The 23,678-nt window shown below is 63.2% G+C and carries 26 protein-coding genes; 3 read left to right on the forward strand and 23 right to left on the reverse strand.

Going from position 1 to position 23,678, the window contains the following annotated elements; translation table 11 throughout:
- Positions 1 to 49 precede the first annotated feature (49 nt).
- The 3 genes from ACIGJD_RS08615 to ACIGJD_RS08625 form a co-directional block, all read right to left on the reverse strand.
- Entirely contained in the window at positions 50 to 1,396 is a 1,347-nt protein-coding gene (locus ACIGJD_RS08615; protein ID WP_483689142.1) for an APC family permease, read from the reverse strand.
- A gap of 42 nt (positions 1,397 to 1,438) precedes the next feature.
- Positions 1,439 to 1,642, reverse strand: coding sequence for a cold-shock protein (locus ACIGJD_RS08620; protein ID WP_483689143.1), 204 nt, complete (start codon positions 1,640 to 1,642; stop codon positions 1,439 to 1,441).
- 246 nt (positions 1,643 to 1,888) lie between these two features.
- On the reverse strand, positions 1,889 to 2,188 hold the full coding sequence (locus tag ACIGJD_RS08625) for a DUF4193 domain-containing protein (RefSeq protein ID WP_483689144.1): 300 nt from the start codon (positions 2,186 to 2,188) through the stop codon (positions 1,889 to 1,891).
- Positions 2,189 to 2,484: 296 nt separating this feature from the next.
- Between ACIGJD_RS08625 and ACIGJD_RS08630 the strand changes: the two genes are divergently transcribed.
- Positions 2,485 to 2,916, forward strand: coding sequence for a universal stress protein (locus ACIGJD_RS08630; RefSeq protein WP_371706605.1), 432 nt, complete (start codon positions 2,485 to 2,487; stop codon positions 2,914 to 2,916).
- A gap of 161 nt (positions 2,917 to 3,077) precedes the next feature.
- Here ACIGJD_RS08630 and ACIGJD_RS08635 read toward each other — a convergent pair whose 3' ends face one another.
- The 14 genes from ACIGJD_RS08635 to ACIGJD_RS08700 form a co-directional block, all read right to left on the reverse strand.
- The gene (locus tag ACIGJD_RS08635; protein WP_141161596.1) at positions 3,078 to 4,484 is read right to left on the reverse strand and encodes an NADH-quinone oxidoreductase subunit N; all 1,407 of its coding nucleotides are present in this window, start codon (positions 4,482 to 4,484) and stop codon (positions 3,078 to 3,080) included.
- Positions 4,485 to 4,499: 15 nt separating this feature from the next.
- Positions 4,500 to 5,978: a complex I subunit 4 family protein gene (locus ACIGJD_RS08640; protein ID WP_483689145.1), complete on the reverse strand. Its 1,479-nt coding sequence runs from the start codon at positions 5,976 to 5,978 to the stop codon at positions 4,500 to 4,502.
- Positions 5,979 to 5,980: 2 nt separating this feature from the next.
- Positions 5,981 to 7,906 carry a proton-conducting transporter transmembrane domain-containing protein gene (locus ACIGJD_RS08645; RefSeq protein WP_483689146.1) on the reverse strand — a complete coding sequence of 642 codons (1,926 nt, stop codon included), beginning with the start codon at positions 7,904 to 7,906 and terminating at the stop codon, positions 5,981 to 5,983.
- A complete protein-coding gene (locus ACIGJD_RS08650) occupies positions 7,903 to 8,205 on the reverse strand; it encodes an NADH-quinone oxidoreductase subunit NuoK (RefSeq protein WP_483689147.1) in 303 nt (100 codons plus the stop codon). Before ACIGJD_RS08650 ends, ACIGJD_RS08645 begins: the two co-directional genes overlap by 4 nt.
- Positions 8,202 to 8,825 (reverse strand): NADH-quinone oxidoreductase subunit J, encoded by a 624-nt coding sequence (locus tag ACIGJD_RS08655; protein ID WP_483689148.1) that lies wholly within the window; start codon positions 8,823 to 8,825, stop codon positions 8,202 to 8,204. The genes ACIGJD_RS08650 and ACIGJD_RS08655 overlap by 4 nt, the downstream gene beginning before the upstream one ends.
- On the reverse strand, positions 8,825 to 9,766 hold the full coding sequence (locus ACIGJD_RS08660; protein ID WP_483689149.1) for a complex I subunit 1 family protein: 942 nt from the start codon (positions 9,764 to 9,766) through the stop codon (positions 8,825 to 8,827). The genes ACIGJD_RS08655 and ACIGJD_RS08660 overlap by 1 nt, the downstream gene beginning before the upstream one ends.
- Positions 9,763 to 10,977: a hypothetical protein gene (locus tag ACIGJD_RS08665; protein ID WP_483689150.1), complete on the reverse strand. Its 1,215-nt coding sequence runs from the start codon at positions 10,975 to 10,977 to the stop codon at positions 9,763 to 9,765. The genes ACIGJD_RS08660 and ACIGJD_RS08665 overlap by 4 nt, the downstream gene beginning before the upstream one ends.
- Positions 10,968 to 11,318, reverse strand: a complete 351-nt coding sequence (locus ACIGJD_RS08670; protein ID WP_141160654.1) for an NADH-quinone oxidoreductase subunit A — start codon at positions 11,316 to 11,318, stop codon at positions 10,968 to 10,970. The genes ACIGJD_RS08665 and ACIGJD_RS08670 overlap by 10 nt, the downstream gene beginning before the upstream one ends.
- Positions 11,319 to 11,699: 381 nt before the next feature.
- The gene (locus ACIGJD_RS08675) at positions 11,700 to 11,897 is read right to left on the reverse strand and encodes a zinc transporter permease (RefSeq protein ID WP_483689151.1); all 198 of its coding nucleotides are present in this window, start codon (positions 11,895 to 11,897) and stop codon (positions 11,700 to 11,702) included.
- Positions 11,898 to 12,141: 244 nt separating this feature from the next.
- Positions 12,142 to 12,717 carry an iron transporter gene (locus ACIGJD_RS08680; protein ID WP_483689152.1) on the reverse strand — a complete coding sequence of 192 codons (576 nt, stop codon included), beginning with the start codon at positions 12,715 to 12,717 and terminating at the stop codon, positions 12,142 to 12,144.
- 375 nt (positions 12,718 to 13,092) lie between these two features.
- Positions 13,093 to 14,109, reverse strand: coding sequence for an SDR family oxidoreductase (locus tag ACIGJD_RS08685; RefSeq protein ID WP_483689153.1), 1,017 nt, complete (start codon positions 14,107 to 14,109; stop codon positions 13,093 to 13,095).
- A gap of 100 nt (positions 14,110 to 14,209) precedes the next feature.
- On the reverse strand, positions 14,210 to 15,103 hold the full coding sequence (locus tag ACIGJD_RS08690; RefSeq protein ID WP_483689154.1) for a S1C family serine protease: 894 nt from the start codon (positions 15,101 to 15,103) through the stop codon (positions 14,210 to 14,212).
- Between the two features lie 296 nt (positions 15,104 to 15,399).
- Positions 15,400 to 15,882, reverse strand: coding sequence for a hypothetical protein (locus ACIGJD_RS08695; RefSeq protein ID WP_483689155.1), 483 nt, complete (start codon positions 15,880 to 15,882; stop codon positions 15,400 to 15,402).
- Positions 15,883 to 15,915: 33 nt separating this feature from the next.
- The gene (locus tag ACIGJD_RS08700) at positions 15,916 to 16,332 is read right to left on the reverse strand and encodes a LapA family protein (RefSeq protein WP_141160649.1); all 417 of its coding nucleotides are present in this window, start codon (positions 16,330 to 16,332) and stop codon (positions 15,916 to 15,918) included.
- Positions 16,333 to 16,814: 482 nt separating this feature from the next.
- Between ACIGJD_RS08700 and ACIGJD_RS08705 the strand changes: the two genes are divergently transcribed.
- Positions 16,815 to 17,807 (forward strand): IS481 family transposase, encoded by a 993-nt coding sequence (locus ACIGJD_RS08705; protein WP_483689156.1) that lies wholly within the window; start codon positions 16,815 to 16,817, stop codon positions 17,805 to 17,807.
- Between the two features lie 200 nt (positions 17,808 to 18,007).
- Here the strand turns inward: ACIGJD_RS08705 and ACIGJD_RS08710 are convergent, their stop codons facing one another.
- The gene (locus ACIGJD_RS08710) at positions 18,008 to 18,493 is read right to left on the reverse strand and encodes a hypothetical protein (protein ID WP_483689157.1); all 486 of its coding nucleotides are present in this window, start codon (positions 18,491 to 18,493) and stop codon (positions 18,008 to 18,010) included.
- A 6-nt stretch (positions 18,494 to 18,499) separates the two neighbouring features.
- Between ACIGJD_RS08710 and ACIGJD_RS08715 the strand changes: the two genes are divergently transcribed.
- A complete protein-coding gene (locus tag ACIGJD_RS08715; RefSeq protein ID WP_483689158.1) occupies positions 18,500 to 19,063 on the forward strand; it encodes a hypothetical protein in 564 nt (187 codons plus the stop codon).
- 85 nt (positions 19,064 to 19,148) lie between these two features.
- On the opposite strand, the gene ACIGJD_RS08720 is transcribed toward ACIGJD_RS08715, so the two are convergent.
- The 5 genes from ACIGJD_RS08720 to ACIGJD_RS08740 all read right to left on the reverse strand — a co-directional run bounded on the left by ACIGJD_RS08720 (position 19,149) and on the right by ACIGJD_RS08740 (position 23,053).
- Complete coding sequence (locus ACIGJD_RS08720) at positions 19,149 to 19,727, reverse strand: hypothetical protein (RefSeq protein ID WP_483689159.1); 579 nt, start codon at positions 19,725 to 19,727, stop codon at positions 19,149 to 19,151.
- A 301-nt stretch (positions 19,728 to 20,028) separates the two neighbouring features.
- Positions 20,029 to 20,586, reverse strand: a complete 558-nt coding sequence (locus ACIGJD_RS08725; protein ID WP_483689160.1) for a hypothetical protein — start codon at positions 20,584 to 20,586, stop codon at positions 20,029 to 20,031.
- Positions 20,587 to 20,682: 96 nt separating this feature from the next.
- Complete coding sequence (locus ACIGJD_RS08730; protein WP_483689161.1) at positions 20,683 to 21,264, reverse strand: recombinase family protein; 582 nt, start codon at positions 21,262 to 21,264, stop codon at positions 20,683 to 20,685.
- Positions 21,265 to 21,377: 113 nt separating this feature from the next.
- The gene (locus ACIGJD_RS08735; protein ID WP_483689162.1) at positions 21,378 to 21,959 is read right to left on the reverse strand and encodes a recombinase family protein; all 582 of its coding nucleotides are present in this window, start codon (positions 21,957 to 21,959) and stop codon (positions 21,378 to 21,380) included.
- Positions 21,960 to 22,909: 950 nt separating this feature from the next.
- Positions 22,910 to 23,053, reverse strand: a complete 144-nt coding sequence (locus tag ACIGJD_RS08740; RefSeq protein ID WP_483689163.1) for a hypothetical protein — start codon at positions 23,051 to 23,053, stop codon at positions 22,910 to 22,912.
- Positions 23,054 to 23,678 lie beyond the last annotated feature (625 nt).

Genomic DNA, 23,678 nt, shown 5'->3' on the forward strand with positions numbered 1-23,678 from the left:
AGGAAGAAAAGCACACCGTCCCAAGATGCAATGACGCCCGGAGCGTCTGCTAGCGGGTTTCCCGGGCTGGCGATTTCCTGTGGGGCTGGTCCTGGTGGCTCCGGCGCCTGACCGCAATCCATTGGGCGGCAGTGATTGCTGCAGCCACGGCTCCTGTAGTGGCGACAGTGAGCGGGTCGGACTGGACCTTGACGAATACGAAGGCCAGCAGCACGGTGGCGTCGAGAACGATGGCCGTCCAGGGAACCCAGGTTTTGGCCCGGATGCCGTCCGCGAGGTGGAAGATGACACCGGCGTGGACGGCAATGTCCATCGCGAGGTAGAGAATTGCGCCAAGGGAGGCGACTTGGGAGAGGTCAAAGGATGCGGCCAGGATCATGGCCAGCCCGGCTGTGATGTAGAGGGATTGGTGTCCTTCCTTCCCCGGCAGTCCGGGAGCCTGCCCCATGTCCCGGAGCATGTCGTAGAGCTTTGAGACCGAGAACAGGCTGGCAATCAGCCCGGAGAGAGTGGCGACGACGGCGATCACGACGGTGAGGGTTACCCCCCAGGAGCCGAACGTTGGCACCGCGGCCTCGGCCAGCGCGTAGTCCCGGGCTTTTGTTATTTCGCTTACCGAGAGGCTTCCCGTTACCGCTGCGGTGATCAGCAGGTAGAGCAAAGTGCACAGGCCGATGGCGATGATGATGGAACGGCCGATGTTGCGCTTGGGATCGCGGAGGTCAGCGCCTTGGTTGGTGATGGTGGTGAAGCCTTTGTAGGCGAGGATGCACAAGGTAACTCCAGCCAGGAAGCCCACCCATCCCTGCTCGGGGGGAGTGCGTTCCCCGGCGGTGAGCAACCGGCCCAGGGAGCCGGCTCCGGCCGCGATGATGCCGGCCGCCGCCAGGATCGCGATGCCTGCAATCTTGATTCCGGCTGTCACTGTTGCGGAACCCTCCACCCATCGGTTGCCAACGAGGTTGACCAGGGCTGCGCCGGCGATCGCCGCCACGGCCAGCACCGCCACCCAGACTGGGGACCCCTGCAAACCAAAGGGGCGCAACAGGTATGTAGCGAACGTCCTGCCCAGCAGGGATTCGGCCAGGATCATTGATACATACATGAAAAGCGAGAAGGTTCCCGCCACCACCCCGGGCCCGTAGGCGGCTTTGAGCAGCATGGCGATTCCGCCCGACGACGGGTTGGCGGCAGAGTAGCGAATGTACGAGTAGGAGCTGAAAGCCACCACTACGGCACCGGCAAAAAAGGCCCAGGGCACCCAACTGCCGGCAAGTTGCGCCACTTGACCTACAAGGGCAAAAATGCCTGCCCCGATCATCACCCCTGTTCCGAGGGCCACTGATCCTGTCAGTGACAACTTCTTCTTGTTCGAGGATTCGGAGTCCGCGGTCATGCGAAGGTCCCTTCTGTTGTGCTCAAGGGCAACACCGGCGAGTCAGAGCACGCGAATATTTTCCGCCACAGGCCCGCCCGGTCCTTTTCTGACGTCAAACTGTACTTTCAGGTTCTTGTAAAGCACCGGTTGTCCAGTGGCAAGTACGGCCGAGAAGTGGGCAAAGACGTCCTCCGTACCGTCATCAGGAATGATGAAGCCCACGTCCTTTTCGGCGCTGAACCATCTGACCGTTCCTGTTGCCATGCACCTTCATCCTTAATAGTCTCGCCGTCCGGCGAGACGCTGAACCCCTAGTCATAACCGGCGGCATCATATGACTGGGGCCATGAATGCACGCTAGCAGCGGAGGGCAGCCCTTTGCAGGGCGTGGAGTTGGACTGGGTGGATCGTTCCCCTACCGTTATGTTTCCGGATGCTGTCGAGGGCTTGTCGGCGCCATGGTTAATAGCGCTTTGCTGACCGCCATGATCTGCGCGTAAGGCCCCAGCGCTATCCTTCGCACTCGCTGCAGTAGGGGTGGCCGTCCTTTTCTTCTGCGAGCTGGGAGCGATGCCGGACCAGGAAGCAGGAGGAGCAGGTGAATTCGTCTTCCTTTTGGGGCACTACTTCGACGACAAGTTCCTCAGCGATGATGTCGCCGGGAAGGTCCACGCCGTCGACCGATTCGGCTTCTTCCAGTTCCGTGACCACGCTGCGGGCGTCGGGAGTGTTGGCGGCGCGGAGTGCCTCAAGGGACTTCTCTTGAGATTCCTTTACCTCGGAACGAACTTCGTCGTAATCGGTTGCCATAGCGTTTTCGTTTCTCCTTGTCCCGCTCCACGATGCAGCGAAGCCAGGTGAATCGGTGCGAGCAGTTTTTGTTAAATCCTCCTGTGGGGTGGAGGGGCGCTATCGGTGAAAGTGGAAGAAGAACGCCCTGATTGGAATGGATCAGTACTGTGGTAGACCATATTGCCGAAATCTTGGGAACCCGGACGCACTACGCCGGCCACTGAAGTAAAGAAGGGCTTACGTCCCTTGACCATCCAGCGGGCCCGGCAAAAGATGGCCCTGCGTACGGTGGCGGAACCTCCGGGGATGTGAGGATGAAAATGGGTGCCAGTGCATTTCTCATCGTTGTGGGCCTCGATGGTTCTGAATTGTCTTTTGGTGCCCTGAAATGGGCGGTGGAGGAAGCCCGCTTGAGGCAAGGAGCGGTCAGGGCGGTCACGGCCTGGCACTATCCCCCGGTGCCCTCCAGTGTTGAAGACGCCGGACCAAATGACGCCCTTCACTACTTTCAGCGCATGCAGTCTGAAGCGCTGGAGACGGTCGACAGCCAAGGGCTGGAGATTTCGGCGGTGCTTGTCCGCGACCTGCCAGCAAGGGCCTTGCTTGACGCAGCAAAAGACGCCGACCTGCTTGTTGTTGGATCCCGCGGTCACGGAGGTTTCGCAGGGCTGCTGCTCGGGTCGGTCACTAATCAAGTGGCCCATCACGCACCTTGCCCGGTCTTGGTCTTCCGGGCGGCAGGGTAACGGCTCGTAACCCCCGCGGGCGAGGATTGGCCGGCGAGCAGAGGCTCCGGTAGCGAACCGAGTGTGCATTCCTGAATCCGGCAGGTCATCGAAAACCTGTGCGGGACCAGTAGGTCTACAGGCAGGTGCCCGGTCCTCGTGGCCAGCGATGCTTGGAGGGGTCAGCCTAGGGTGGCCCAGACGAGGCCGCCGCCGATGCCCACAGCCAGGGTCAGGAACGCTCCGCTCGTGGCTGCCCGCGCGGGCCAAGCCCGGGGGGTGAAGTCTCCTGCTCCGGGGGTCTCCGGTGAGGCGGTTCGGAAGGCGGGGGCGAGCCAGCGGAGGTAGTAGAAGAGGCTGGCGACGGTGTTGAGTGCTGCGAGGGCGGCGAGCCACCAGAAGCCGCCATCCCACGCTGCAGTAAAGACCGCCAGCTTCCCCAGGAAGACTCCGGTGGGTGGGGTCCCGACCAGGCTGAGGAGGGCCACGACAAGTGCCACGGCGTGCCACGGCCGGGCGGTCGATAGCCCTTCGTAGCCGCGGAGTTCGGCGCGGTCCGGGTAGGCTCCGATGATGGCGAATGCTGTGAGGTTGCTGGCTGCGTAACCGGCCAGGTAGACCAGCACGGAGGGCAACGCCAGCGGGACAGCACCTGCCACGGCGAGGGGCATGAGCAGGTATCCGGCCTGGCTGACCGTGGACCAGCCCAGCAGGCGCCGCGGGTTCTTCTGGCCGAACGCTGCCAGGTTTCCCAGTGTCATGGTCACGGCGGCGAGCAGGGCGACCAGCAGCGGCCACGCTACGGTGCCGGGCATCTGCCCCAGCAAACGGTAGGCGGCCAGGATCCCGCCAATTTTAGGGACCGTGGTGGCGAAGGCGGCAGCCGCGGTTCCGGCCCCTTCGGCGGCATCCGGAACCCAGAAGTGGGCGGGAACGGCTCCTGCCTTGAACATCAGCCCGGCCAGGACGCCCACCAGCCCCACACCGGTTATCGCCCCTGCGGCATGTTCGAGCCCCGACCGGAGGCCGGCGTAGGACGTGGTTCCGGCGGCGGCATAGAGCACGGCGACGCCGAGCATGAGCAGGATGCCGAAGAATGCGCCCTGCAGGTAGGTCTTGAGCGCGGCCTCGGCGCCATTCTTGGTTCTTCCGATGCCGATCAGGGCATACAGCGGGATGCTGGCAAGGAGGAAACCCGCGATGAGCACCAGGAGGTCGGCCGCACCTGTAAGCACGGTCGCGCCGAGGCAAGCCAGCAGGATCAGGGTGTAAGTTTCGCTTTCGCGGTCGGTCGCGCGGAGTTCATTTGTGCCTAGCACGATGACCAACAGTGCCGATACCGCCACCACCAGCCGCCCGGCGCCGGTGCCGGCGTCGATCGTGTAGCTACCGGAGTAGGCGGACGTGGCCGTTCCAGCAACGGCGGCAGCAGCCGCGGTTGCGCTTGCTGCCAGTGCGCCCAGTGCAATGATCCGGCTGATCCATTGCCGTTCCCGGGGAACGAATGATCCGGTCAGCAGAGCGGTGATGGCACCGGTCAGCATCAGGATTTCCGGAAGCAGCGCGAGGGCATCAGCGCCGGGATTCATGGATTCCACTAACGCCTACCCTCCCAGCAGGCTGACCAGCGACGCCGAGGCCGGGCTGATGGTGTCCAGCAAGGGCGCCGGGATGAGGCCGATCAGCACAGAGAGCACCAGCAGGCCGCCTGTGGACCAGGCTTCGGCAGGGCGAAGGTCAGCCAGTCCGGGGGACTTTCCCCGTGGTTCCCCGGTGAACACGCGCTGGAGTGCGCGCAGGAAGAGCGCGGCTGTGATGAGGATGCCGGGAAGTGCGAGGGCGGTCAGGGGGACGGCGCCGATGCTGCCGGCGAAGATCTGGAATTCGGCGATGAAGCCGCTGAAGCCGGGCAGGCCGAGCGAGGCGAAGGCCGCCACGGCGAAGAACGCCGCGAAACGGGGTGCGGGGGAGGCGAGGCCGCCGAAGGCGCCCATGTCGTAGGTGCCGGCCCGGCTGTGCAGAACTCCGGCCAGCAGGAAGAGGGCGCCGGTGATGAGGCCGTGGCTGACCATTTGCGTGATGGCGCCGGTGACTGCTGTTTCCCGGGCTGCGGGGCTGCCGCCGGCACCGGCTGCGGCCAGGGCGAGGACGATGTAGCCCATGTGGTTGACGGAGGTGTAGGCGATCATGCGTTTCAGGTCGCTCTGGGCCAGGGCCACGAGTGCCCCGTACAGAACCGACACCACGCCCACAGCCACCAGGGCAGGGACCCACGCCCGCCAGGCGTCGGGAAGCAGCGGCATCGCGATCCGGACGAAGCCGTAGGTGCCCATTTTCAGCAGCACACCGGCAAGGACGGCTGAGCCGGTGGCGGGCGCATCGGTATGTGCCGGGGGCAGCCAGGTGTGGAACGGGACGGTGGGGGTCTTGATGGCCAGGCCGACAACGACGGCGCCAAGCACCCACAGGCCGGCCGGGTTGTCACGCAGCGGCTGGGTCCGGAGCAGTTCCGGAATATCGAACGTGTGCGGCGCGCCGCCGAGGTAAAGCCCGATGAAGCCCAACAACAGCGCCAGCGAGCCCAGGAACGTGTAGAGGAAGAACTTCAGGGCCGACCGTGCCTTGTCCCCGTGGCCCCATCCGGCGATCACGAAATACATGCCAACGATGGACAGATCGAAGAACAGGAAGAACAGGATGAGGTCCTGGGCGGCGAACAGTCCCACGCTGGTGGCTTCGAGGAACAGGAACAGTGCTGCCCTGGGGGCCGGCCGGTCCCTGGCGCCCCAGTCGTACACGGCGCAGGCAAGGAAGATGACGGCGGTGAGGCCGATCAGGGGCAGCGACAGTCCGTCCACCCCCACGTGGTAGCTGCTTCCCACATTCGGGATCCAGCGAAGGCGTTCCTCATAGGCCAGTCCGTCCGGTCCCGGAGTCCGGTACCCGGCCCACAGGATCGCGGTGAGCACCACCTCGACGGCGGTCGCTCCCAGGAAGAGGGCGCGGGCCATGACTCCGCGTCCGGCGGACATCAGGACTGCCGCCGCCGCGGCCAGGGGGAAGAGGATGGCGAGACTGAGCAAAGTTACCTCACGACGATCAGAAGGACGGCGGCCACCACAATCACTGCGGCAGCCTGGACGTAGTAGTGGTGCAGTTGGCCGGTCTGGGGCCGGCGGGCGGCTGCACCTGCGCGACGGGCGCTGCGGGCAAGCCCACTCACCGCGCCGTCGATGGTCTGTTCCGTGATGGCGGAGCGGCCGGCCAGGCGGGAGGTGGCAGCGGCTGCAGCATCGGTGCCGCGATCCAGCGCCCCGTCAGCGCGATTAAGGCTTCCTGCGCCCTGCAGGACTTTTTCGGCGGCATGCTCCACGCCGCGGGAGAGGACGGCATCATCGAACCGTGCCAGCGAGCGGGCGGCCGCAAGTACCGGGCGTACTAAGACGATGTGGGCGGCACGTTCCATGTGAAGCCAGGCCAGCGCCCCTGGCAGTGGTGGAAGTTTGCCGCCAAGTACCCACACCGGAACCAGGACCGCCGCGGCGAGCACCCCTGACACGACGAGTTCGGGCAGGGAGGACTGGGCCCTGCTGCCCAGGACGCCTCGGACAATGTCACCTGTTGTGCCCAGCACCAGGACACCGGAGAAAGCGGCGCCGGCGGCGAGGACTCCTATCGGGACGAGCTGCCACGGGGTGACAGTACGGCTGCCCGTCTCCTCTGCGTCGTAGCCGGACGCAGTTTCCGGGAGCACCGGTTTCCAGATCAGTGCCACGGCCTTGGCGGCGTACGCGGCGGCGAGAACAGCGCCTGCCAGCCCGGCAATATACAGGGGAAACGAGTGTTCGCGCGCTGCGGTGAGGATGTTGTCCTTGGTGGCCCACAGCGCCAACGGAGGAATCCCGGCGAGGCTGAGCACCGCGACGGTGAACGCGCCGCCCAGCAGGGGCCAGCGGCGCCCGGCCCCGCGAAGGTCGGCCAGTTTCTTGGTGCCGAGTGCCGCCAACCAGGCGCCCGCCGCCAGGAACAGCGAGCTCTTCGTTGCCGCGTGCGCCATCAGGTGCGCGGCACCGCCCGCGGCATCACCCACTCCGGCGGCCATCACCACAAACCCGAGCTGCGCCGCCGTCGACGCCGCCAGCAGTTGCTTGAGGTCCTGCTGGCCGATCGCGATGAAGCCCAGGACCACGGCGGTGGCCGCACCCGCCCACGCCGCCGTGTCCGCAGCCCACCCTGTGGCTGCGAGGAGGGGCTGGACCCGCAGGAGCAGATATCCGCCCATGGCCACCATCGCGGCCGAATGCAGCAGGGCGCTGACCGCACTGGGTCCGTCCATGGCCCGGGAGAGCCAGAAGCTGAACGGCAGCTGCGCCGCCTTGCCAACCGCGGCCACCAGTATCCCGGCGGCAGCAACGTCCCGCCAGGGCCCGGGAAGGCTGTCCAGGCCGGCCAGGGACATGGCATCCCCTGACCATGCGCCGGCGGCCATCGCCGCTCCCGCCGCGAGGTACAGTCCAAGGTCCGCGCTGCGGGTGGCCACAAAGGCCGTCAACCCGGAGGACACGCGCCGTGACTCCCTCCAGTGGAACCCGATAAGGGCGTAGGAAGCCGCTCCCATGATCTCCCATGCGAAGAGCAGCGCGGACAGCGTAGTGGCAGTCACGGTGACCAGCACCGACGCGATGAAAAGCAGCATGAGGCCGTGGAACCGGGCCGGGGCGCCGACGCCGGACGCGGCGGCATAAACCAGGACCAGGAAGGCCACCCCCGCAACGACCGTGAGCAGCAGCGCGCTGAGGGCGTCAACGCTCAGGCCGAACTCGCTTCCCGCCAGGAAGGGCGCGGCCAGGGAAGGGCGCAGGGCCGCGGCTGCGGAGGCGGTGCCCAGCACCAGGGCAGAGACGACGACGGAGAGCGCCGCCGCCGTACGGTCCGCCTTGGCCCCGACGAGGGCAAGCGCTGTTCCGGCGGCTGCCGGAAGGCCGATGAGCAGGATCAGCAGCCAGCTCATCCGGACAGGTCCGATGCCATCTCGGTCATGTCGGTCTGCCGGGAGCGGTGCAGCAGGATCGCAACGGCGAAGCCCATGGCCATTTCCACCGTCATGGCGGCGATCACCACCAGTAGCAGCACCTGGCCATCGGGTGCCGGTGCGAGGAACCACCAGAACGCGGCTGCTGCCAGGATGACGCCGTTCAGCATAAGCTCCAGGCCCATCATGACCATCACCACCACCTGCTGCGACAGCGCGCCATAAAGTCCCACGCAGAACAGGGCGGCCGCCGCGATTAACGCCAGTTGAAGTGTCATTGGTGCCCACCGCCCCCATGGTGCTGCCCATGCCCATCAGCGTGTTCCCCAGTGTGTCCGGCGCCGTGGTCCATCCCGTGCCCGCCGTCGTCCGCATCCTCCAGGGGGAGCAGCGGGTAGGCGCTGTACCTCCCACGCGGGTTTGCCAGGACCAGCGCCGACACCAGTGTGGCGAACAGGACCGGGCTGATGACGAGCATCACGAGCATTTTTGGTTCCATGATGGCTTCGCCCAGGGACCTGGTCAGTTCCCCACCTGCATTGCTTCTGCCCTCCGGCCAGTCGGCGAGCAAAATCCCCGCAGTCAGCAGCAGGAACAGCCCAATGGCCGCCCCGGCTGACAGCTTTTTGCTGTGCACCATGTCCATGGGCATCAGCGCCGGGTTCATGCCCATGAACATGATCATGAAGATGGCCATGACCGCCATCTCCATGACCATCATCAGGACGGTGATCACGCCGATGTACTCCAGCCTGAACTGCAGCAGCATCAAGCCGACGGCCACAAAGGACACTGCCAACGCGTAACTGGCGCGCGCCATTGAATCAGTGCGGAACACCGCCACGCCGGCAGCAAGGGCGATTGCGGCAAGGACGGCAAAGAGAACTGCCTCGGGCATCAGCTGGTCCTTCCGTTAATGGTGATGACGGCGACAAGGAGGACCTGCAGGAGGACAAGGGGCAGCCCCACCACCCAGGCCGGGGCCATGAGTTGCTCCGGCCGCAGTTCCGGGATACGGCGGCGCAGGGCCACGAGCAGCCACAGCAGGACAACGGTCTTGCCAAAGAACCAGAGCCAGTCCGGCAGCAACGGGCCGGAGCCGCCGCCCAGGAACAATGCCACGGCGTAGCCGGCACCTGCCGACAACAGTGAGTAACGGCCGGTCAGGACAAGGAAACGGTCCACACCGGAAAGCTCTGCCGTTACGCCGCCTGTGATGTCTGCGGACATGGGGGCGGTGAAGGGCCGCTGGAGGGAAAATGCCAGCACCGTGGCCAGGAACACCACGAAGGCGGCCGGCATCCACACCACGAACCACAGGTCCTCCTGCGCGGCCACGATGTCACCTATCCGCAGGCTGCCCGCCGCCACGGCAGGAGCAGTCAACGCAAACATCAACGGCAGTTCATAGGCCAAGGCCAAGGCAAGGAACCGGTAAGCGCCCACCAACGGAAACACGCTGTTCTGCCCCCAGCCGGCCAGCCACACGAAGGCCCACACCAGGACGTCCATCGCATTGAACCAGACAAGCCCGACGGCGAGGTCGGACACCACCCAGGCGCCTGCGGGCAGCACGGCCACCTTCAGCGCCGCGGCCACCGTCAACCCGGCCACGCCCACCCTGCGCAGCAGCTCGTCGGCTGCCACGGTGGTCCGCCTTCGCTGCCGGAGCAGCCGGGCAGCCTCCGCAATTGGAGCGAAACCGCCGCCGCGGCGCCCACTGGAGCGTGCGGCCAGTACGCCGTTGACCATCGCCCCGGAGAAGGCCACCACGGCCAGCGCCGCCAGGGCTGCCAGCGGCCCCCAGGCAGGAAGTTGCTGAACCACGCCCGGCGTCATCGCGCCGGTCCTTCCACTGCCGGTACCGGTTGGGGCGAAAGGTCGAGGCTTGCAACTACAAGCCGCACCACGGACAACTCAAGGCCCCGGACCAGGTCAGGCAGGACGTTCAGAGGGACATTGCCTCCCGGCGCAGTGCCGGTCGCAGTGCCTTCCAGCATGGCCAGGAGCCGGTCCCAGGCATCCGTTCCACCGGGTTCCCCGTCCTGCGGGATCCGGCCGACTCCCTGCAGCGTCCGCCGCAATAGCCAGTCCCGGCCCAGCCGTGCACTGGATGCCGCAAGCGACCGCCTGCACTCGTCCAACGCGCCACCATCCAGGGCAGCATCCCGAACCCGTCGTACCTTCGCTGCTTCCCGTGCGGCGCCGGCCAGGTGCAGGAGCCGTGACGCGAGATCCGACTGCCGCACCAAGGCCGCACGCTCCGTCGCAGACGGGCCGCCAACGAGAATCCCAGTGCGCTGGTCGAACGCGTACTCGGCGTCGGCAGCGAAAACGACATCCCCCTGCAACTCGCAGCGCAAAACCAATCCGGCAGGCCAGAACGGAAGATACGGGCCCAGCGGCACCTTCAGGGCATCCAGGTCAAGACCGTCGCGGTCCTTTCCCTCGCCCGCCAGGCCGATCCCGCCCGGCATCGGCATCTCCATGCCGCCGTGGTCCATGCCCTCGTGACTCATGCCGCCGTGGCTCATGCCGCTATGGTCCATACCCTCGTGGTCCATGCCGCTATGGTCCGGGTTCATCTCCGCGTCACTGTCGCCGTCGTCCTTTCCTCTGCGATTCATGCCTTCGTAATCCATGTCCGTGTGGGGATCCCCGCCGCCGTCGTGCTTCCCTCCACCGTCGTCTTCTTTCGGTTCAGGAGCCGTGCGTTCCGCTTCGAGCCGCACCTGTGCTTCCACGTCCAGCAGCTCCCCGACGCAGCCATCCAGCGCAATCCCGGCATGTTCAGGTCCGGTGATCACTGTCCTGCTCCTGGGCCCCGGCAGCTGCTCCCAGAGGCGGTCCACCGCGTCCGTCTGGTCATCCGGAACCTCTCCGCAGATGCAGAGGATGTCCGCGTCGCCAGGTGAAAGCGCCTCCACCCAGCCTCTGCCGGCGATGTGGCCTTCCACCGCCATCCTGGAATGGGAGCCGGCGAAGGCCTCGACCACAAACACGTGGCAGCGCCTCACCGCAGCCCGGGCCAGCACGTGCCTCAGGCCCACTTGAAAGCTCCTTCGCGCCATGCCCACACCACGCCGGCCATCAAAACACCCAGGAACACAAACATCTCTATGACAGCCGACGCGCCGATCCGGGGCACCACAACTGCCCACGGGTACATGAAAAGCATCTCAACGTCGAACGCCAGGAAGACCAGCGTCACCGGGTAGTAGCGGGCGTGATACCGCGAGAGGGCGTGCTGTTCAGGGATCCAGCCGCTGGTGTAGGGCTTGCTGACCAAGGGATTCCTCGCCACAGCCGTCAACTGATGCAGCGCGTACAGGCCACCCACCCCCACAAGCGCAACCGCGAAGGTGATCGCCAGGTTCAGGTAGGCAGACATGCGTTTCCCTTCATAACCAGCCCCCAAATCCAGATCATCAGCATGCTTACAGTAGCGTGTGACTATTACAAGTGGGGAGGCATGCCGCTCCAGAGCCAGGTGGACCTGGAGCCACAAGAACTGGGTTTCGATCTGTTCTGCCTATGGACAGGCAGGGGGAGGCGAAACGATCGTTCCAGGGGACGAATGCAAGGGGAACTCTAGCGGGGGAGACCGGAACAACTCCCATACTCCTCGCCGGGATGGTTCGTGGACGTCCAGAAGGTCGGCGACGCGGCCGTCCTTCCACTTCGCTGAAGGGTGCCTGCCATCGACGCCGTCTTGTATCCGTCACCTTGGAATCAATGTCCCCGAGTTCAGAGCTCCGTTAGCCGGTGAAACTTAGTGCTCGTCGTAGTGGTCGCCATGGGCTGCGTGCTTGTGCCCGTCATGCAGGTAGTCCACATGACCATCGTGCTCGACTGTTTCGTGGCCGCACCCGGGGCCGTGTTCATGGCTGTGCTGATGATCGATGGGGGTGTGGTCGGCCCTGGAGTCGTCCGGATCAACTGGTGAAGCGTGTTCGGGGCTGATGGACATGTTCTTCTCCTCTTTAGCTTGTGCTGCACTTGAATGTGGATGAGGTTTTTTGTTCTTGATTGAACCCGTTTTCAATGATGGTCCTCGTTACTTACGGGGCGCTGGGGACGTCGATGACGACGCCACTGGTTCTGCACACTGCGAGGGCATCTGAGTGGCGGAAGGGGAAACTCGCGCAGCGGGCCGTTCGTGGGGGCCGGCGGCGCCCGCTTTCTACGGGTTGAACACAGATTTGTCGGGTTCATCAGTCCGAAGGCGGGTTGACCGGCTCGCTGCCGCGGGTGACTTTCACGCCTGTGAACTCCGCGTCGACCGGTGCTGTGAACCTCCGACCATTGACCTCGTCGTGCCGCATGAACGTGGGTGGTTCGATGTGGACCAAGAGGCTGTACTCCCCGTCCTCTGGAACATTCCAGTTGCGGGCGTAGTGGTAGAGCATTGGATGCCAGACCAGTTCCTGTTCATACGGGCCCAACTTCTGCCCGCCAGGGGTAATGAGGGCTGCCGTTACCTTGAGGTTTGGGATGAAACGCCCGTCCGCCGCGTCGCAGACAGCGATCTCGACGTGGAGGTTTTCGTTCTTCGGGTTTTGCCAGGAGATCTGTCCGTCCCGGTAGTGATACATCCCTTCGGCGTCCTCGATCGCGTACCCGACCATGTACTCGCCGGCCTGTTGCTTCCCACCGGTGTGCGCCACCTCCTCCACCATGTACTCCAGGGCCTTGCCGAAGGCTTCGCCCTGGGCCTTGGCGAGGTCCAGTTGGGTTTTAGTGGCTTCCGACGTGTCCGGGTCCATGGGGGGCTTTTGGTGTTTTTCCATTAGATTCCTTTCCGCTTGTTGCTGGCTGTGGTTGCGACAGGCGTCAGTGGCCCTCGCGGGATCGCGCTAATTCGGCTGCCGCAAAGGTCAGAGCGATAGCGGCGTTTACGGTAGCGACCGGCCGCCGTCGTTCATCCAAGACGGCTAGGCCTACGGCGGTGAGGGCGTGGAGTATGTCTACCCCGCCGCCGAGAAGATGGAGTGGCTTGCCGCCTCGGGCTGTCACAGCGGCCTGCAGCAGATGGCGTGCACCGAGGATGCGCATCACGATGCGGGCCCGTTCGTCCAGCGCCTGGCCGGTCAGCATCTGCTCTACGGCTCCCGGAGCGATGAGAGCTGCTGCTCCATACGCCGCGCGGACCGCTTCCGTCACCTTCACTGCGCTGCCTTTCGGAGGAGGACACCAACTGCTGCGGCGCTTGCGAGGAGGGCACCGGTGGCGGCGGCCGTGAGGCCGTGGTGATGGGATGCGATGAGCTGGTAGCTGCGTGAAATGGACCTGCTGTCAAAGATTCCGTGGGTGCCGAAATCCTTGGTTGTATCGGCTGGCTTCCAGAGGTTGGCCGGTTGGTCATTGTCCCGGCGGTCCCGGGTTTGTTGTGCCTTGAACCCCGTTTTGGCCAGGTACCGGTCCAGGAGTCCGGGCGCCAGGGCGTTTGCGATTAGGGTCGCGGCCGTGCTGCCGCCCACCCAGTATTCACGTCGCCGGGGTTGGGCTGCGGCGTAGACCACGCCCTGTGCCGCTACTTCCGGCTGGTAGATCGGGGGTACGGGCTGTGCCTGGTGCGGAAGGCGGGATAGGACCCACGAGAATTGCGGGGTGTTAACCGCTGGCATCTGGACCATGGTGGTTTTGACGCCGCTGCGCTCGTGCAGCAGTTCGGTCCTGAGGGACTCGTTGAACCCTTGGATGGCGTGCTTGGCGCCGCAGTACGCTGACTGTAACGGGATCCCGCGGTAGGCCAAGGCGGAGCCCACCTGAACGATCGTCCCTCGGCTCCTGGGCTTCATCCGTCTGAGCGCCGACATGGTCCCATAGACATAGCCCAGGTACGCAACCTCCGTAACGCGTTTGAATTCATCCGGTTGGATGTCACCGAAACGTGCAAAGACCGACGTGAAGGCGACGTTGACCCAGACATCAATTGGCCCGAGTTCCCGCTCCACCCGCTCGGCTGCGGCATCCACCGCTTGGGCGTCACACACGTCGACTGGGATAGCCAAAGCGGTGCCTCCAAAAGATTCGACGTCGGCCGCGGCCGCTGCAAGCCCGGCCTCGCCGCGGGCAAGCAGGGCGACGGCATCGCCTTGCTTGGCGAAGGCGATAGCCGAAGCGCGGCCGATCCCGCCGCTGGCTCCGGTGACGACAACAACTCGAGGTGATGTGTCCATATGCTTCTCCTTGGTTCCGGCCCCTATCTGGGGGCCATTCCGGGGCTCGCGCTAGGTTTGGGTTTATAGGTCCTGTGAAAGCTGGCAGCGGCGAAGGGCTTCAAGATTGGTCGGCGAGGTTTCCGAGGGTGACCCGCAGGGTTTGCGAGGCCGATCCGCGCTGCACGTCAACCTCGACCTGCTGGCCTGGGTCCTGCTTCCTGAGAGCCACGAGCAGGTCCGTTACATTTCCGACCTTTGCACCGGCGAATTTGGTGATGATATCCCCGGCCTTCATGCCTGCCTTTTCCGCCGGGCTCCCCTGGGACACGCTGACAACCAGAGCTCCAGCCGTCGCAGCCAGTGCGAACCGCTGGGCGAGTTGCGGCGTGATGTCCGTCGGGACCACGCCAAGGGCGGCGTGTTTGACCGAACCACTGGCCAGCAGCTGGTCGGCGACGTTCGTGACAGTCGGCGACGGTGTCACGAAGCCGATGGCCACCGCTCCGGAGCTTGGCGGCAGGTACGCCTCGGAGAGCCCGATGACCTGCCCTGTGGAGTCAGCCACGGCTCCGCCGGAGTTGCCAGGGGAAATAGGGGCGTCCGTTTGCAGGAGGTCGATGGCTCCGTGTGGAGACTCCTTGGACGGCGGCATGTTCCGGTGAAGGCTGGACACGATTCCGGCGGTGACCGTTTCCTCCAAGCCCAGGGGGCTTCCTATGACGACTGTCATTGAGCCCACTTCGGGGTCCGACGTGGCGAAGCGGGCGGCGGGGAGGCCCGTCCGGTCAACCTTGAGCACGGCGACGTCCGTGACGTCGTCAACGCCCACCACGGTGCCTTGAGATTGTGAGCCGTCTGCGAACTGGACCTGGACGCTTTTGAAAGGTTGCTTTTGCTGGTCTTCAACGACGTGGGCGTCGGTGACAATGGATCCGTCGCTGTGGTAGATGACACCGCTACCCAGGCCGATGTCTGTGCGTATGGTGACGACAGACGGTTCAACGTCCTTCACGACACCTGGGACTGCGGGTAGGCCTGCTGCAGCAGCTTCGGATGCCGCAGGAGATGGTTGGGCCGGTGATGCTGTTGCGGAACCGGGCGCCGGCCCGGGAGTGCCGGTGCAGCCTGTCAGGGTAAGCGCTGCCGCGGTTGTCCCTGCCGCCGCGTAAAGTCTTAGTGATTTCACGTATTTCTCCTCCTTCGGCCCCCTCCGCGGCTCCTCTTGAATGCCAAGGCCGCAATTGAGCGAGACAAATGGTGTGTGAACGGGACAGTAGGGGATAGGGGCTGCCGCCCGTCAGGGGCGTCCTACTTAGGCACGTACGGGGCGTATTGCGACAGAGTGCCATCGAGCACGGGAACGTCCGTGACTTTGCTGTCGCCTTTGGCTTCGATGGTGAGGTTGGTGCGTGCCCCTGGTGGATCCTGCGTGCTTTGAAGGATGTGTTCTGCTGTGTCGAATCCGATCTTCCCCTTGGCCGGGACTGTCACCTGCACCGTGTCGTCTTTGTCCCTGATTATCAGTCCGATATCTTCGGCTGTGGTGTTAAAAACCGTTCCCAGGAGACGGCCTGGCTGGTTCTCTGCGGCGGAGACAATCGAGATACTCCGTAACTCGAGTCCTTGCAGATCAAGGTTGGAACCGGGGGCTACGGATTTATAGTTATCAGCTTCAGCGTTGTAGCACCCGCTCAGCGCCAGAGCCCCAAGAAGCACCAGCACGGCACTGATAAAGCTGCGAATTACCTTCTTCACCCGCATCGCAATTCCTTCCCTACCAACAGTTCGCATCCGGCCCTTCCTTCGCCGCTCCGGCTCCAGCCATCATGTGTGTTGCTGTCCATGGTTCAGGAGGCGGCTAAGGCTTCGTCGGGGAGGCCCCGGGACGGTGGTCCTGGGGTGACCCTGAGAGCCGGCTCTGCGCAGCTGGGCTATCCGTACCGCGCCCACGACCGCTACCATCAGCCCTCCTGTGAGAGCAGCTATTACGAGCCCGACGCCAAGCGGCAAGGATCCTGACAATCCCAGATACTGCACCCGGACGAGATCCTGGTTCTGGAGGATGAAGACAATCAGCAGACTCAACATCAGCAGGGCCCCCAGCGTCACCGCCCACATCGTGCCTGCCCTGGTGGTGCCGGGCGGGTCACCTCTCGCCTTGCCCAATTCCTTTCCGGCAGCCGGGGGTCTCCCTGGCCGGGGAGGGATCGAAATTCCAGTTACTGACGATTCAGAGCGCATTCCGCTACATCCTTCCGTAAGGTCTCTGCCCCGCCAGGAGCGGAGTTTCCCCCTGTCGGCGCCCCGCCGACCATCCGGGACAAGACAGTCCGGCTCGGCGGGTAGCCGACATGGTTGCAATGTCTACATGGGGCTGACATCTCCAGCTCCGGCCCGGCTCAACGCGCGCAACCGCAGGACCTCCGGAGATCGCTTTAACGTGCCATCGGGATGGGATCCAAAGCACCGCGTGGTGACACCCATATGTCCATTGAACCGCAAAGCATGCATAGGAACAACAGTTAACTGGGAACATTTGATGCTGAAATCTGGGCCGTTGCCTATGCCCCCAAGGTGCTGACGCTCAGCTTTCTAGGTGTACTGCCCAGGGACGTTGGTTCGGTGAATGTGATGACTCGCTGGAGTCGTTGAGCCAAAGGTGAGGACCTCCGGTTGCACAGTGGAGTTGCTTAGACAACCGCTGCAGCGACCAGGAGGTCCTCATGTCCCACGCTAATGCCGCTTTGACTCCACGCCAACGTTTACGCGTCGCGCGTCTGGTCGTGGACCATGGCTGGCCGGTATCCCGGGCTGCCGAGCAGTTCAACTGCTCCTGGCCGACCGCGAAACGGTGGGCGGCCCGTTACGCCGCGATGGGTGAGGCAGGTATGGCTGACAGGTCCTCCCGCCCTTACAGGGTGGCGAACCGGACGCCGCAGCAGCTGGTGCGCAAAGTTGTGCACCTGCGCTGGAAGCAGCGGCTGGGCCCGGTCGCGATCGGAGCGAAACTGGCCATGCCGGCCTCGACGGTGCACGCGGTCTTGGTCCGGTGCCGACTGAACCGCCTTCATCACGTGGACAAGCGCACCGGAGAAGTCATCCGCCGCTACGAACACGAGACTCCCGGAGCGATGATCCATGTCGATGTGAAGAAGCTCGGCAATATCCCCGACGGCGGCGGCTGGCGTTACGTCGGCCGGCAGCAAGGAGGCCGGAACCGGGCAGGAACCCCGGACAAGCCGCGCAGCAGAAACCGCGAGCCGCTGATCGGGACCGCCTATGTCCACACGGTCATCGACGACCACTCCAGGGTCGCCTACGCAGAGATCCACAGCGACGAAACAGCGGCCACCGCAGTAGCGGTCCTGCAAAGAGCTGTATCCTGGTTCGCTGCCCGCGGCGTCACCGTCAAACGGGTCCTCTCCGACAACGGGGCGGCCTACAAATCACATCTCTGGCGCGACGCCTGCCGCGAGCTGGACATCAGGGCAAAGAAGACCCGGCCCTACCGCCCCCAGACCAACGGAAAGATCGAACGCTTCCACCGAACCCTCGCCGACGGATGGGCATTCAAACGCTTCTACGCCACCGAATCAGCCCGCAGAAACGCCCTCCCGGCATGGCTGCACCACTACAATCACCACAGGCCCCACACCGCAATCGGAGGCCACCCGCCCATCAGCCGCTTAATCAACCTGCCTGGGCAGTGCATCTAGGCCGGCGCAGTCCCCGCAGGAAGCACAGTAACTGGGTATCGCCGCCCAATTTGGCTTGGCGGGAAATGCCAGTCTTCTCACTTGGAGGCCGGGACTGGTTCTCCCAATCCTTGGCGTGCAGAAGAGACGTCGGAGCGGGGGATCGACGTTGTCGCACAGAGCCCTCTTCGGCGCGGCTTAAGACCATGCGGCCGCTTCCGTCAACCCCTGGCGGCAGCTGGCGTTGGCTCTTGATTGCGGGCGAACCGGCGCGCGATGACCACGTCGGTGGAGGAGTGGGAGAGAATGGAAAGGACGATGACCAAGGCGACCAGGTGGTAGATCTGGTCGGCCAAGGCAATGCCCGATTCGAGGATGATCAGGCCGTAGACAACTGAGGCAAAGCCTTTGGGTCCGAACCACATCGCCGTGACCTGTTCCCCGAGGCTAAGTTTGGCGCCGATGAAAGACACCAGCAGTGCCAGGGGTCTGGCCACAACGAGGGCGAGCACGGCGAAGACCCACCCACCAAGCGGTATCTCCCCGAACAGGAATGTCGGGGTGATGAGGGCCTGATCCAAGCAGCAGCAGCTCGGACCATTGACACCACCGCCGATGCTTTCAAGGCCACCATCGACGGGAAGGCCGTCGAAAACCGCGGCGATGCGGCCGAAGCTCTCCGGGCATGGGCCGGCAAACACGGTCACCGCCTCATGAATCTCTACGGGTACGACGAACTCGGAACCATCGCCACCCTTGGCGGCCACGAACTCCGCGCAAAACTCGTCCCCGCCCGGGACCTCGACCACGCCACCGTAGAAGTGCGCATCGAAGGCGTACCTAGGGCAACAACCCAGGTCGCCCGCAGGAGCCTGCTCTCCGCTGACATCGGCGCCATCCGACAACTCGAAAACAGAGTTGCCTCCCTGCCACGGCTCGCCGCGGAGGTGGAGTCACGTCGCCAAGAAGCTCTATCTCGAGTCGAACAGGCAGAAAAAGCACTGGCGGAGCCGTTCAAGCACGCCAACGCGCTCAAAGCTGCCCAAGCTAACTCCGCCCGCATCGACCAACTCATGGCCGACGCAGCAAAACCGGAGGAACAACCGCAGGCTGAGCCTCCCGCCGAAATCGACCCCCGACTGGAAAGGATGCACCGCCTGATAAAGGCGTCTTTCCCCGAGCAGTCCACCACGGCGACTGTAGCAGGTACCGCCACAGCAACTCAACAGCGGACGGTAAAACAGCACCGACAGCAGGACTCTGACTACGGGCGCTAAATCTTCTCGCGCAAAATGCTTTGGGACTGGTTGATGCTGTTCTCGTGGCAATCAATAATCAGGGCAAGCCTAATGCGGCCTGGAATTAGTCCAGAGCCAAGGTAGGGCGCTGCTGACCAGTCGCGTCAAACACCAAATTCCAACGGGCGCCGCCGATTCGAAACGACAGAGCAGCTTTGCCATTCAACGCTTCATATGCGCCCATCGGCCCGGTCATGTCGGGGCGTTGACCATAGCCTTTTGTCAGATTTCCGGCAAACCAAGGATCAAGGAGCCCTGAGGAGAACCTGCTCTCAGCTGACTCTCCCAAGGTGAGGGAAGTCTCGGAATATTCCCCATAATGTGTGGTAACCAGGGGAAGTCGGAGAATGATGTCACTCAGCCGCTTGCCTGTCGGGTTTGTAACGAGGAGTTGCACTTTATATTTCCGCTCCCAACCGGGGAGATCCGAAGGGCCAGCCACGGTAGGCCATAGCTCCAGCTTCACCATAGAAGCCTCTTCCTGCATGCGCTGGGCTTCAATGGCCGTCAGTTGGTGGAGCTCGTAGGTATTATTCAGGTCTTCCTTTTCTTTTTCGCCCTTTTTCTGGTCATCGTTCTGAGCAACTTCTCGAAACCTGAGATAGAAGGTAAGGCCGGCGACGATGAAACCGAGCGCAGTCACTCCTACATTTACCCAGGACGCTACTGGTCCCCAGACCGTTTCCAGCGGCACCAAGTGTGTGCCCCAGGCAATGCCAAAGGCGATGGCCGCGAGTACTCCGAGACAAGCAACGGCGAGAAGAATCACTTCTCGCGGAGACCAAGATTGGAAGTAGGCTGACAGGTTTCGTCTACCCGGAGTGTCATCTGACGTGCGGGGCTTCGGGGGAGTGCTGCTCATAAACCCATCTACTCATTCATTCTCTCGACGTACTAACCCATACGTGGCTGATGCAACAGGAGCCAAGACCTTCGAATTGGCCCTAACCCACCGGTACCCGATGAACTTCGGCATCGAGATCAAATTCTTTCGCTCGGCGTTTCAGTAACTTGGGAGGAAAGCTGTACTCGGCTTTGATTTTCACGCCCTCTGTAAGGAACCTGACGCGTTCGTTCTTGGGGTTGATTCCGGACTGCTGCCGGTCGTAAAACCAGACGGGTATTCGCATCTTGCCACCGCTTGCAAGTATCTCTTGTCGTCCGCTCAGTTCGTCCTGATCTATAAGGTGGTCTCCCTTGGTTGCCGTCTTGACGCGAGGGTTGCTAGACAGGCTCAGAGATGGAGCTTCAACGGTCAGCTCAACGTTCATAGCCGGGCCGCTTCCGACATTGGCAATGTCGAAGTAGTAGGCGAAGTATGGGCCTTCTGCCCGCGGAGCTTCCCTCCACGTAGGCCTGAGTACAAGCTCCGGCCGCGGCCGGTGCCAAGTCCTCACCAGGGCTATAACGCTCACTACAAGGGCCAAGAGTGCCACTACGGCGGCGCCACCGGCAGCAAAAAGGGTCAAAACTTTGTTTGTCGCATCGTCCGCCAGATCCATGTCTTTCTTATATCAGCAGAGGGTCTGACTCATGCCAATGAGACTAGCCCTGAAGGTAAATACGGATCCGTGCACTGCTCACGCGGTTTCAGCTGATCAGGTCCCGTCGTTGCTTTCCATGCGTAGATAGCGGTACACCGTAGCCCGGCTGGCGCCGATAATCTTTCCGATATCGTCCGGCGCGAGACCCTGAGCCTTCAGCTGGCCGGTGCGCTTGACCTTAGGGTGGGACGCCGTAATTTCCCGGCGCCCCGCCTTCCGACCGTTTGCCGCCGCCGAAACCATCCCCGCCCTGGTTCGCTCAATGAGCTGGTCACGCTCAAGCTGGGCGAACGCAGACATAACGGTGAGCATGGCCCTACCCATTGGTCCTGTTGTGCTGATGCCTTCCGTGATGCTGCGGAAATGTACGCCCCTGCGCTCTAAGTCGTCGATAAGGGCCAGCAGGTTTCGGGTGTTGCGCCCCAGACGGTCGAGCTTCCATACGACGACCTCGTCACCGTCCCGGAGATGTTCGAGCATCTTCTCTAGCTCTGGCCGCCTCCTGGTGGTCCCACTGACGCCGTGGTCAGTGAAGATCGGGTGGCAGCCCGCGGCTTCTAACGCCGCGTGCTGCAGGGCCGCGTTCTGATCTGCGGTGCTGACCCGGGCATTGTCGTTTTCACAAGTCGGCTGCACAAGCGCCCGCGGAATTCCGGGGTTGTGCAGACGAGTATGGACATTGAAATGTCAGAAGTGCCCTGCACAAGACTGCATTTTGCTCAATAGTCCTCTGCACCAAGCTGCCGGAACTACTTCTTTGGCGCCTGGGGTTCTCCGGTTGCCGGGACCCATCGGTAGAGGGTGGGTACGGAGACTCCCAGGGTGTCGGCGACCTCCCGTGGCGGTGTTCCTTGTTTGAGGAGTTTGCGGGCTGAGCGGATCTTGGCATCCGTCATGATGCGTTTGCGGCCGCCGACCCGTCCTTGTTGGCGGGCGGCCTGCAGGCCGGCCTGCGTGCGTTCGACCATGAGTTCCCGTTCCATCTGGGCCAGGGAAGCCATGACGTTGAAAAAGAAGCGTCCGGAGACCGTTGTGGTGTCGATGGCGTCAGTGAGGCTGATGAATCCGACGCCGCGGTCGCTCAGTCCGCCGGCGAAGTCCAGGAGGTCTTTCACGCTCCGGCCCAAACGGTCCAGCTTCCACACCACCAGAGTGTCACCGTCGCGCAGGTTGTCCAGCGCCTGGTCGAGACCGGGGCGTTGGGACTTGGTGCCGCTGATGGTGTCTTTGTAGATCTTGTCGCATCCGGCCTCATTCAGGGCTTCGACCTGCAGGTCTAGGTTTTGGTCCCGAGTGGAGACCCGGGCGTAGCCGATGCGGTGTGCGGCCATTAGGGGCTTTCTCTTCTCAAAACTCGGTTCGGGGTCTTAGATCGACTGTACCGTTTTGAGAACTATTTGTGAGAACCGACGCGGGGCTGTCGGGATTTCATCATCGAGCCAGTTTTCCGCGCCAGGGCGTCGCGTGACTGCGATAAAGCGAGCCGGCCCGCGATTCTCAATTCGATGCGTTCTTGAAATCCTTCGTTTTCGAGAATGGATCGTCAACGTTGTAGTGAGCGGCGGGCGCCCAGGCGCTGGCCAAGGTTTAGGTTGGTCAACCCATCATCGATGTGAAGGACTGAGGCAGGGACCCGAGTACCTTGTTGCTGGGAAACGCGTACCGATTACGCGGGAAGGAACCAGGCAGAGTCCGTATGGTCATGGCAGGAGCTGGCGGTGAGGGCATTCGGCTGAGACCACGAATGCCTCCCCAGCCATCGCCGGCTCCACCCCCTGTTCCGAGCAAACCTGATGACCGAATGAATGCCTGCCCTTGGAGGGGCGCGGGGCTTCCTTTACTGGCTGGGTCTTTTAGCCTGCGTTCATCGCCGGGAGATCCTCTATGACCTCGCAAATCAACCGGATTTTGCAGCACGGGGCGGGGCCAAGTCTCTGTGATTTTTAGGGTTGCAGGGGGTGACGGTCGAGAGGGATTGTTCCAGACTGGTATTGACTCCTACAGTGGGGCCAGGGCGTGATGATCTGGCCGCCCCGGGCGTTGAGGCGGTAGTACTGGAGAGCCGTCATGAAAGACCCACGTTTTGCTGCCTTGGCGTTGGTTGAGTGCAGCGCTGTCAGTGTCGCGGACCTTTGGGTGAAGTACTTTGCCAAGGGTGGGGATGCTGATTCTGTTGAGTTCGAAGCCTACCTATATGGTCTTTTAGATCCGGGCAGGCATGACGCTCTTATTCTTTCCTGGGTCGTAGACGAGGTCCTGGGCCGTTAAGCACCACAGCCGCTTAAAGGATGCTGGGGGCGCTGGCGATGATGTAGTCCACGGCTACAGGGCCTTTCATGGCCAGGTGGTTACTCGCAGGGTCGATGCCCCACGCTCTCAAGCCGTCCCACAGGGCTTCTGGAGGCTCGATTATCGTATCGTTCATAAGGCACCAGCTGATGTAGAGACCATACAGCTCATCGGGGCTGAGGCCTCGTACGCTGCCGGGCCGGTCCTGCAGGGCGTCTGAAAGGAAACCCACGACGCGAGCGAACTCCACGGCTATCCTCCTTCCCTTCACACAGCAGAAACTGATGGCAGAAGGTCCTGAAGCCACGCTGCCTCCGGCAACACTGTAGCTGTTTAGAGGAGGGACAAGGATCCGGGACCGAAAAGCAACGCAATAAGTGGCCGTGCCACGGATTCTGCACCGCACCCAGTGCTGCGCGTCGCCGGACTCGGTTTAACTGATGGCTCTTGCGCTTGGTCAAGGCCGCCCGGCGCCATGGAGGTGGCCGGCGCCGGCTGGGGGTGGCCGCTGAGTCTCCAGAGATATCTCTCCTCAGGACCTCTCGACGCCGGCCACAACTTGACCCAGAACCTGTCCCCGGGAAAACCAAATGTAACCTTGTTGTCCAGCCTAGGATCCTCTGTCTTTCCCAAGGAGCATTACAGCTCCCTAATCTGCTGATTAGGGGCCGCGTTTCCCGGTCCGGCGACGAGCTGTTTATGGGCCCCAGCCTCCAAAGCTGCCGTCTAACGGTGGGCGGGGCACCGTCGGACCCAAGAAG

It is taken from the genome of Arthrobacter sp. E1SS-5 (assembly GCF_057073715.1).

What these genes read in the sequence shown, in the direction of transcription:
- ACIGJD_RS08655 (WP_483689148.1), bottom strand. Translation starts at nt 8,825, where the DNA reads ATGCCCGAGGCAGTTCTCTTTGCCGTCCTTGCCGCAATCGCCCTTGCT.
- ACIGJD_RS08735 (WP_483689162.1), bottom strand. Translation starts at nt 21,959, where the DNA reads ATGGCCGCACACCGCATCGGCTACGCCCGGGTCTCCACTCGGGACCAA.
- ACIGJD_RS08725 (WP_483689160.1), bottom strand. Translation starts at nt 20,586, where the DNA reads ATGGATCTGGCGGACGATGCGACAAACAAAGTTTTGACCCTTTTTGCT.
- ACIGJD_RS08740 (WP_483689163.1), bottom strand. Translation starts at nt 23,053, where the DNA reads ATGAACGATACGATAATCGAGCCTCCAGAAGCCCTGTGGGACGGCTTG.
- ACIGJD_RS08630 (WP_371706605.1), top strand. Translation starts at nt 2,485, where the DNA reads ATGAAAATGGGTGCCAGTGCATTTCTCATCGTTGTGGGCCTCGATGGT.
- ACIGJD_RS08705 (WP_483689156.1), top strand. Translation starts at nt 16,815, where the DNA reads ATGTCCCACGCTAATGCCGCTTTGACTCCACGCCAACGTTTACGCGTC.
- ACIGJD_RS08615 (WP_483689142.1), bottom strand. Translation starts at nt 1,396, where the DNA reads ATGACCGCGGACTCCGAATCCTCGAACAAGAAGAAGTTGTCACTGACA.
- ACIGJD_RS08715 (WP_483689158.1), top strand. Translation starts at nt 18,500, where the DNA reads ATGAATCTCTACGGGTACGACGAACTCGGAACCATCGCCACCCTTGGC.
- ACIGJD_RS08685 (WP_483689153.1), bottom strand. Translation starts at nt 14,109, where the DNA reads ATGGACACATCACCTCGAGTTGTTGTCGTCACCGGAGCCAGCGGCGGG.
- ACIGJD_RS08660 (WP_483689149.1), bottom strand. Translation starts at nt 9,766, where the DNA reads ATGACGCCGGGCGTGGTTCAGCAACTTCCTGCCTGGGGGCCGCTGGCA.
- ACIGJD_RS08670 (WP_141160654.1), bottom strand. Translation starts at nt 11,318, where the DNA reads ATGTCTGCCTACCTGAACCTGGCGATCACCTTCGCGGTTGCGCTTGTG.
- ACIGJD_RS08680 (WP_483689152.1), bottom strand. Translation starts at nt 12,717, where the DNA reads ATGGAAAAACACCAAAAGCCCCCCATGGACCCGGACACGTCGGAAGCC.
- ACIGJD_RS08695 (WP_483689155.1), bottom strand. Translation starts at nt 15,882, where the DNA reads ATGCGAACTGTTGGTAGGGAAGGAATTGCGATGCGGGTGAAGAAGGTA.
- ACIGJD_RS08700 (WP_141160649.1), bottom strand. Translation starts at nt 16,332, where the DNA reads ATGCGCTCTGAATCGTCAGTAACTGGAATTTCGATCCCTCCCCGGCCA.
- ACIGJD_RS08625 (WP_483689144.1), bottom strand. Translation starts at nt 2,188, where the DNA reads ATGGCAACCGATTACGACGAAGTTCGTTCCGAGGTAAAGGAATCTCAA.
- ACIGJD_RS08620 (WP_483689143.1), bottom strand. Translation starts at nt 1,642, where the DNA reads ATGGCAACAGGAACGGTCAGATGGTTCAGCGCCGAAAAGGACGTGGGC.
- ACIGJD_RS08645 (WP_483689146.1), bottom strand. Translation starts at nt 7,906, where the DNA reads ATGAGCTGGCTGCTGATCCTGCTCATCGGCCTTCCGGCAGCCGCCGGA.
- ACIGJD_RS08650 (WP_483689147.1), bottom strand. Translation starts at nt 8,205, where the DNA reads ATGACACTTCAACTGGCGTTAATCGCGGCGGCCGCCCTGTTCTGCGTG.
- ACIGJD_RS08635 (WP_141161596.1), bottom strand. Translation starts at nt 4,484, where the DNA reads ATGAATCCCGGCGCTGATGCCCTCGCGCTGCTTCCGGAAATCCTGATG.
- ACIGJD_RS08675 (WP_483689151.1), bottom strand. Translation starts at nt 11,897, where the DNA reads ATGTCCATCAGCCCCGAACACGCTTCACCAGTTGATCCGGACGACTCC.